The sequence below is a fragment of the Streptomyces sp. NPDC046215 genome, assembly GCF_040646215.1.
Taxonomy (GTDB): domain Bacteria; phylum Actinomycetota; class Actinomycetes; order Streptomycetales; family Streptomycetaceae; genus Streptomyces; species Streptomyces stramineus.
In genome coordinates, this window is record NZ_JBEYZW010000147.1 from 1 (window position 1) to 8,203 (window position 8,203).

Annotated in this window: 8 protein-coding genes; 4 read left to right on the forward strand and 4 right to left on the reverse strand. The window is 73.9% G+C overall.

The features are described from left to right. Positions 1-883 (reverse strand): NAD(P)H-binding protein (locus tag ABZ951_RS32930; RefSeq protein WP_361281642.1); only part of this gene is annotated, 883 nt, incomplete at its 3' end. A 157-nt stretch (positions 884-1,040) separates the two neighbouring features. On the opposite strand from ABZ951_RS32930, the gene ABZ951_RS32935 reads away from it, so the two are divergent. Together ABZ951_RS32935 and ABZ951_RS32940 are read left to right on the forward strand one after the other, a co-directional pair. Further along, positions 1,041-1,502 carry a YidB family protein gene (locus tag ABZ951_RS32935; RefSeq protein WP_344096572.1) on the forward strand — a complete coding sequence of 154 codons (462 nt, stop codon included), beginning with the start codon at positions 1,041-1,043 and terminating at the stop codon, positions 1,500-1,502. Between the two features lie 150 nt (positions 1,503-1,652). Then, positions 1,653-2,384, forward strand: a complete 732-nt coding sequence (locus ABZ951_RS32940) for a hypothetical protein (RefSeq protein ID WP_344096575.1) — start codon at positions 1,653-1,655, stop codon at positions 2,382-2,384. On the opposite strand, the gene ABZ951_RS32945 is transcribed toward ABZ951_RS32940, so the two are convergent. Together ABZ951_RS32945 and ABZ951_RS32950 are read right to left on the reverse strand one after the other, a co-directional pair. Beyond that, positions 2,381-3,226, reverse strand: a complete 846-nt coding sequence (locus tag ABZ951_RS32945) for a polysaccharide deacetylase family protein (protein ID WP_344096577.1) — start codon at positions 3,224-3,226, stop codon at positions 2,381-2,383. The genes ABZ951_RS32940 and ABZ951_RS32945 overlap by 4 nt on opposite strands. A gap of 71 nt (positions 3,227-3,297) precedes the next feature. Then, on the reverse strand, positions 3,298-4,290 hold the full coding sequence (locus ABZ951_RS32950; protein ID WP_344096579.1) for a peptidase: 993 nt from the start codon (positions 4,288-4,290) through the stop codon (positions 3,298-3,300). A 269-nt stretch (positions 4,291-4,559) separates the two neighbouring features. On the opposite strand from ABZ951_RS32950, the gene ABZ951_RS32955 reads away from it, so the two are divergent. Then, positions 4,560-4,733, forward strand: a complete 174-nt coding sequence (locus tag ABZ951_RS32955; protein WP_344096582.1) for a CsbD family protein — start codon at positions 4,560-4,562, stop codon at positions 4,731-4,733. Between the two features lie 618 nt (positions 4,734-5,351). After that, positions 5,352-6,710: a glycoside hydrolase family 6 protein gene (locus tag ABZ951_RS32960; RefSeq protein ID WP_344096586.1), complete on the forward strand. Its 1,359-nt coding sequence runs from the start codon at positions 5,352-5,354 to the stop codon at positions 6,708-6,710. 557 nt (positions 6,711-7,267) lie between these two features. Here ABZ951_RS32960 and ABZ951_RS32965 read toward each other — a convergent pair. Continuing rightward, the coding region (locus ABZ951_RS32965; RefSeq protein WP_361281649.1) for a glycosyltransferase family 2 protein at positions 7,268-8,203 on the reverse strand (936 nt) is incomplete at its 5' end.

Genomic DNA, 8,203 nt, shown 5'->3' on the forward strand with positions numbered 1-8,203 from the left:
GGAAGAGACGGTCTGGACCCAGCCGGCGATGTCGTCGACACGGGTGCCGGTGGCGCCCTTGCGGGTCTCGGCGGGACCAGACGCCCCGGGCCGCCGTCGCGCTCACGTAGTCGCGGAAAGAGCGCGGCGCCCGGCCGAGGGCGCGTTCCACACCGTCGCTCACATAGTCGTCCTCGCCCCGCCTGATGCCGTCGAGGAATCCCGCGAAGGACTCGGCGTCGTCCGCCGCGCCGCCGGCGGCGACCAGGCCCGCGACGTAGTCGGCGCGCGCGATGTGGCGGTGGCGGATCTCCCGGCCCGCCGCCTCGCCGATGAGCGAGAGGGCCTCTTGAAAGGTCATCAGCTCCGCGCCGGAGAGCTCGTAGGTCGCTCCCGCGTGGCCGGGGCCGGTGAGGGCGGCCACCGCGACGTCGGCGATGTCCTCGGCGTCGATGAACGGCTCGCGCCCGTCGCCGGCCGGGGTCGTCAGCTCGCCGGCGAGCAGCTCCGGCAGGAAGAGGCCCGGATCGGCGAAGTTCTGCGCGAACCAGCAGGGCCGCAGCACCGTCCACTCCAGGCCCGAGTCCCGCACGGCCCTCTCGGTCGGGGGTATGCCGTCGTGGTCGATGCCGCGGACCGACATCTGGACGATCCGCCGGACTCCGGCCTCCTCGGCGCGGGCCACGAAATCCGCCCGCTCGGGCAGGCCGAGCGTCTCGGTGGGGACCATGTACACGGCTTCGGCGCCGGCCAGCGCGGGGGCCCAGGTGGCGCGCTCGGCCCAGTCGAAGCGGGTGGCACCGGAGCGGGACGCGGCGCGGACGGTGTGGCCGAGGGCGTGCAGGCGGGGGACGACGCGGCTGCCGGTCTTGCCGGTGGCGCCGAGAACGAGGATCTCAGTCATGCCGTCAGTCAATCCGGGCGGCCCGGGGCGATCCATGGGTGAAAGAGCGGGCCGCATGTGTGAACGTCCGGCCTTCCGGCGCTCCGGCGCGATCGGTCCGGGTGAACCTGTACCGGCCGACGGGCCGGGCGTGGACACTACGGGTAGATGTGCGGTGATGTCACCGGCCGGGTGGCGGCCGCTCCGTGCCGCTCCCGGCCTGCTTCCAGGAAAGGCAGGAGACATGGCGGGTAATGATCTGGGCAGTCTGCTGGGCGGGCTGCTCGGCGGCGGAAAGGCCGTGGGACCGGCCAACCTCCTCGGCGCGCTGCTCGGCACGCTCGGCAGCGACGGGGGCGCCAATCCGCTGTCGGGTCTGCTGCAGCAGCTCGAGGACGGGGGGCTGCGCGAGAAGACCGGGTCGTGGGTGGGCACGGGTGAGAACCAGCCCGTCAGCGGTGCGGAGGTGGCGCAGGCCCTGCCCACGCAGGCCCTCGACAGCGTCGCCCAGCAGGCGGGGCTGTCCCCGGAGGAGGCCGCCGACCAGATGGCCTCCGTGCTGCCGGAGGCGGTCGACAAGCTGACCCCGGAAGGGTCGGTACCGGAGGGCTCCCTGGAGGACATCCTCGGCCGGCGGTAGGCCGGCGGCGGGCCGGCCGTCGCACGGCGGCCGGCGCCCCTCACCCGTTCGAAAACATGTCGGGGTAATCGGCCGGGGCATCTCCCGGCCGGAGGACGGGGAAATCTTCCCCCAGCACCGGAACCGGTGTGCGGAGGGGAAGGGGAGGGTGTGCGCCAAGGTGAGCTGAGCACGCTGCTCGGTGAGAGCAAGGACGCTCGACGAGAGTTACGGGACGCCATTCACGCGACTGCCGAGGAGCTGCGCCGCAGCATCGGCGAGTCCCGCACGGAGGTGCTGTCCGCCCTGCGCGCCGAGCTCGGTGCCATGGGGGCGGACAACGGCGAGACGCGTGCGCGGGCTGTGCGCGCCGGCGATGACATCGCGGATCTGCGGCAGCACGTACAGCAGTTGCACCTCCTCGTCCGCGGCCTCGCCGAGGAGGTGGCGCGCACCCGGGAGGCGCTGACGGCCGTGCCCCCGGGGGCGGTGGCCGGGCAGGAGCACCGGGGCGCGGGGGACGAGGAGGACCCGGAGCAGCGCCGGGAGCTGCTGCGGGCAGCGGCCCGGGTGGCCTCGGCGACGCTGGTCTGCCACCGGGACACCTGGGAGTTCCTGATGAGCCGGGTCGCCGGCCACGCCCACTTCCGGATGCCCCACGAGGTGGCCGACTACAGCGCGGGCCGGGTGCAGGCCGCGCTGTCCGGCCGCTCGCTCATCGCCGTACTGATCGCCCTGGGCGAGACCCGCGACCGGGGGCGCGACGGCGACTGGGCCCTGGCCACCACTGTGTACGACCGGCTCGCCGAGGGGCTCGGCGGTCTGTCCGCGCAGGGCCTGCCCCTCAGCATCGTCCTCGACGACCGTGCCGGTGACGTCCCGGAAGAGCCCGGCACGGCCTAGCCCGGCCCGTTCCCGCGCGGGGCCCGGGCCTTACCGGGCCCCGTCGACCGCGGCGCGCCGGGCGCCGGGCCGAGGAGCGTGCGCAGATCGACGATCCGGTAACCGCGCGCGCGGACGGCGTCGATGATCGCGGGAAGGGCCCGGGCGTCGAGGACGGGGCCGCCGCCGGGGGAACCGACGTGCATCTGCACGATGTGTCCCGGCGCCAGCCCGGCCAGGGCCCGGGTGACGGCCTTGGCGACCGTCATGCCGCCGGCGGGGCCGAGGTAGCCGTTGGTGTCGGTGGTGAACTCGATGTCCGCGAAGCCCAGGTCGTTGACCTGCGCGATCCCCGCCGGGGTGGTGGCGCTGAAGGGGAAGCGGAAGAAGGGCAGCGGAACGGCTCCCGCCGCCGCGCGGATGGCCCGGTCCGCGCGGGTGACCTCCTCCGCGACCCGTGCGCGGGGGAGGCCGTCGAAGAGCGGGTGGCTGTGGGAGTGGTTGCCGAGGCCGTGCCGGGCCGCCATCGCCCGCAGCGCGCGGGGGTGGCGCTCGGCGAAGTCGCCGGTCGGGAAGAACGTGGCCGGCGCGCGGCGCTCGCGCAGCACGGTGAGGACCTCCGCGACCCCGCCGTCGTCCCAGGCCGCGTTGAAGGTCAGCGCGACGACGCGCCGCGAGGTGGGGATCCGGCGGACCTCCTGGCCGAAGAGCCTGTCCACGGGCCCGGCCGGGGCGCGGACGGCGGCCGGCGCGGTGCGGGCGCCGGGGTGCTCCCTGTCGGCGGGCGCCATGGCCCCCAGCGCCAGGGCGGCGGCGAGGAGGCCCCGGCCCAGCCGGAATGCGGAACTGCGTGCACGGTTCATACCCGGGCAACGCGCTCGTGTCCGGCGCGACACGGTGCGGCGGCGGGCGACCGCCGCCGCGCCGGGACCCGTCAGACCGCCTGCGCCTCCTCGTAGAGGTTCTTGGCCTCCGCACCGAAGTACGGCCCGAACATCCGGTTCGGCAGGAAGGTGTAGCCGAAGCTGTTCACCGAAGCCTGCAGGCCCGTTCCGGTGGCCTCGTCGAACGAGGCGAACCACGGTCCGCCGCTCGACCCGCCGGTCATGTTGCAGGCCATGCCGTGGTCCTTGGTGAGGAGGAAGTCCTTGGAGGTGGTCCCGCTGCAGTAGATGAGCTTCTTGCCGTCGTACGGAGCCGCTGCGGGGAAGCCGAAGGCGTACATGGCCTGGTTATAGGCGCCGTTGAACTGCAGGCCCTGGCCCCCGACGACGCCGGTGAGCTTCTGGCCGTTCAGCGGGTTGACGACGGCGGCGCCGATGTCGTGGTTCATGTCCTCACTGGCGACCCACTGGGGTGTCGAGACCGTCTTGGCCGCGGTCCAGGTCCCGTAGGGCGTCTGCCCGTCCTGGTAGCCGGGGACGAAAGCCCAGTTGGTGTGCCAGGCGCCCTGGTACTTCACACAGTGGCCGGCGGTGATCACCGTGCTGCCGTTGCGGCTGGTGACCGCGTCGCCCGAGCAGGAGGCCGTCCGGCCCTGCATGGTGAAGAACACCCGGCCGGAGGTCTTGACGACGGCGCCGCCGCCGGACCAGGCACCGCCCGGCTGCGGGAACGCCTTGGTCTGCGGGGCGGCCCCGGGGGCGGCGGAGGGAGCGGTGGGCCGGACGGTGGACACCTCGCCACCGGCCCTGGGCGCCGAAAGGCTGCCCGGGGCGGCGCCCGAGGGAACGAGCGGGGTGGCCGCGCGCATGCGGTCGGGTGTCCAGAAGTCGGCGACCCGCTGCTGTTCGGCGGCCGAGACCGCGGCGGTGCGGACGGTGGCGGGGTCCGGCAGGGGGGCGGCCGTGGCCGTCTGCAGCCCGGCCGTGAGCAGGGCGCCGGCGGCGATCAGGACTCCGGCGGCGGTACGACGGGGACGTCTCACGCGTACTCCTTCTGCCCGGGCCGCGCGGGGAACCGCGCGGCAGGGTGGGGGCCGGACCGCGGGTGTGCGCGGTCCGGGCAGACGAGCGGTGCGGATACGAGGTGCGTGAGGCAGAGTCCCACGGAAGCCTTGAATTGTCAGGAGCGCATCAACTATCCGCTTCCCGCCCCGGCCGTGGCGCGCGGGCGGCGGCCCTTGTTTGGGCCCTGCGCGCCGGGGCACCCGACGGCTGAGTGACAAAGGGGGCAGCAGAGAGGAGAGAACGCACCATGGGCGCACACGAGAAGGCCAAGGCCAAGGGCGAGCAGGTCAAGGGCACGGCCAAGCGCGCGGCGGGCCGTGCAGTCGGCAACGACCGGGCGGCTTCCGAGGGCCAGGGCGAGAAGTCCAAGGGCGATCTGCGGGCGGCGAAGGAAAAGGCCAAGGACGCCTTCAAGGACTGAGACGCCGCGCACTCCGGCCGGGCCCCTCCGCACCCGCGGAGGGGCCCGGCTGTTGCGCAGGCCGCTGCGCGCCCCGGCCCCGCCGCACCGGGCCCCTGCCCGGGCGCGGGCCACCGGGGTCGCCCGCGCCCCGAGCGCGAGTGCGGCCGAACCCCGTGCGCACCCGGTGCCGACGCGGGCCGGGGCAAGGAGCAGGGCGAGAACCAGGGCGAGGACGGCACACGCACCGCATCGTCAGGTGCCCGTGCCCGGCCCCCGGTTCGGTCGTCGCCGGCGTGACGCTGCGACCCGAGGGCCGCCCGTTCGACGATACCGGTGCGGTTCTCCGGCGGATCGACCGCGGCGAGGAGTATTTCGCGTCTCTTGTCGATCGCCGCTTGCACGGCCGAAAGCCTCTGCTCACAGTTCACTTGGGTCACTTTGGGTCACTCGCGTAACCCCTGTAATCGTCAACCCGCGGATCCGCCGTTTTTTTACGGTCCGTCAGTTCGACGATTCGTCACTTCGTGGAGCCCTGCGCTCCCCGGGGCCCGTTCGGCGCAGCAGAACAGGACCTGACGGGCCGACACCTGACAGCCTGGCAGGGACAGACCGATCCCGGAGAATCAGGGGGACGACATGGGAACCAGACGCCGTCCGCGCACTGCCCGTCTCGACACCCGCGACCGGTACGGCCCACGGCACGCCGGGCCCCGGCGGAAGCACGCTTCCCGGCGGCGCTGGCCGCTGCTGCGGTACGGGGCCGTCCTGCTGGTGTGCGCGGGAGCGGTGGGCGTGACCGTGCCGGCCGGTCTGGCGCACACCGTCGACGACGAGTGGGACGCCACGTCCCCGTTCTGGGCGGAGCCCACGGGCCCCGCCGCCAGCCAGGTGCGGATCTGGGAGGAGCGGGGCCGGGAGGAGGACGCGGCGATCCTGCGCCGCATCGCCGACCGGCCGACGGCCGTCTGGCTGACGGGCAACGACCCCAAAGCGCAGGCCGAGCAGGTCACCCGGCGGGCGGAACGGGCGGGCCGCATCCCGGTCCTCGTCGCCTACAACATCCCGCAGCGCGACTGCGGCCAGTACTCCTCCGGCGGCGCCGCCGACGCCGCCCACTACCGCACATGGGTCTCCCGTGCGGCGGCGGGGATCGGCACCCGGCAGGCGTGGATCATCCTCGAACCGGACGCCCTCGCGCAGTGGGCCTCCGGCTGCGTCCCGGCGGCTGCCGCCAAGCAGCGGCTCGCCCTGCTGACCGAGGCCGTGGAGACGTTCAAGGCGCTGCCTGCGACGTCGGTCTACATCGACGCCGGCAACGCCGGCTGGATCCCCGACCAGCACCGGCTGGCCGATGCGCTCACCAGGTCGGGCATCGGACGGGCGGACGGGTTCGCCCTGAACGTCTCCAACTTCCACACGACGCCGGTCACGCGCGAGTACGGCGACCGGCTCTCCGCCCTGCTCCACGGCACGCATTACGTCGTGGACACCAGCCGGAACGGCAACGGCCCGCTCCAGGAGGAGAAGAAGCCGGCGGGCCCGGAGCCGGGCCCCGCGGCCGGGGCCGGCAAGTCCGGCGCCGAGCCCGCGCCCGACCAGGCGCCCGACCGGACGGCCGGTGCCGAGGACGACATCGAAGCCGACGAGGCCGACCGCGCCACCGAGGACAGCGGGGCGCCCGGCCCGGGTGACGCGGAGCCGTGGTGCAACCCGCCCGGACGGGCCCTGGGCACGCCGCCCACGACGGCCACGGGCCATCCGCTCATCGACGCGTTCCTGTGGATCAAACGCCCGGGCGAATCCGACGGTGCCTGCCGGGGCGCCCCGGCCGCGGGGCGCTGGTGGGCCGACTACGCACTCCGCCTGGCAGGTGCCACGCCCACGTCACCGCCCGCGGCCCCGGGTCCGCCGCCCGCGAGCACGCCCCAAGCCGCTCCCCCGGCCATGAGGCCCAAGCCGACGGAGAACACGGTCCCGCCGCCCTCGACGGGCTGACCGGGCGACGGCTTTCGAGCGGTGTGCGGCCCGCCGGGTGCCCTGGAGGCGATTCGGCGGGCCGCGAGCGCTGGGAACTCCCTCGGGCACGGGGGCGCACGGGGGCCTGTGGGCGGGGTGAGTGTTCGCGCGTGCGGACCGTCGACCATCGGCCTGCCCCGCACCTCGCGGCCCGGGGTGAGCGCTCGCGCGTGCGGCCCGTCGACGGCTGACGGACGGCCTACGGTCCGACGGGCGCGCAAGTTCACGGCAAGGGGATGCCCGCGGGCACCGCGCCGCCGCGCGGCGTTGCGGGCCGCCGGAACGGCAGGACGCAGTTGTGCGCGGCGTCTACGGCATGCGGCATGCGGCAAGAGCACGTGGCGACTGGCGTCCGGCTCACCAGTGCCCTCCGTCAGGGCGGCGCCGCAGGGCCGCCCCACCCGGGTCACACCGGGCATCGGCCGCAGCCGGATGGCGGCCCTTCAACGGGCAAGTGTCCCCGGCCCCCTCCGCGGTAGCGGCGACCGCGAGGCCGGCACCCAAGAGACCGCACCCCAAGGCAGGTTGATGCCTCGTCAGGCCCGGCCGAGGGCGCCCGCCGGGCCCGCGTCCTTCTCCAGGACGACCGGTGCCGTGGCAGTGACGGTAACCGGCCCCGCTCCCGGGGCGGCCACCTCCGCCACCGGCTCACCCGCACCACCCACCACGGCCGGCCCACCCGGTCCGCGTCGGCGGCGCACCTCGCCCCACCACCACACCACCAGCGGGCCCAGGGCCGTCGCCAGCGCCAGGCCCGCCCAGACCCGCATCGCCACGTACCCGTGCCCCCACACCACCGACCCCACCAAACAGCCCCCGAACAGCACCGCCCACCCCAGATGCGTCCGGAAAGTGCCCACCCCGTCCGGCGACACCGAATCCCCCTTCGGCGTCACCACGAAACCCGACCGGCGGCGCAACAACGCCTGCCACAACGCCCGCGCATACAACGGCGCCGACACCGCCGACATCACCATCCCGGCCACCCCCGACGAACCCACCGGCTCATGCGGACTCACATTATGCCGACGATTCACCACATACAACGCCACCTGCAAAGCAGCCGCGTCACCATAAAGCATCAACCACACCGCCGACGGCACACTGATCCCCGCCGCCCCCACCACCAAAAACAACACACACGACACCCCACCCAACACCCACGTCACCGCAGCCATCGGGTAATACGCAACCAACAGCGCATAATTCAGCAATCGACCCCCCGACAACCCCCACACCACCCGCCAGAACTGGCACAACAACGTCTCAAACGTCCCCCGCGACCACCGCAGCTGCTGGGAGAAGAAGTCCGTCCACGACGACGGGCCCTCCCCCACCGCCAACACATCCGGCGTATACACCGACCGCCAGCGCCGTCCCGTCACCGGATTCCGCCGCCGATGAATCTCCAACCCCGTCGCCATATCCTCCGTAATCGAATCATAAAACCCCCCGATCTGCCGCAGCACACT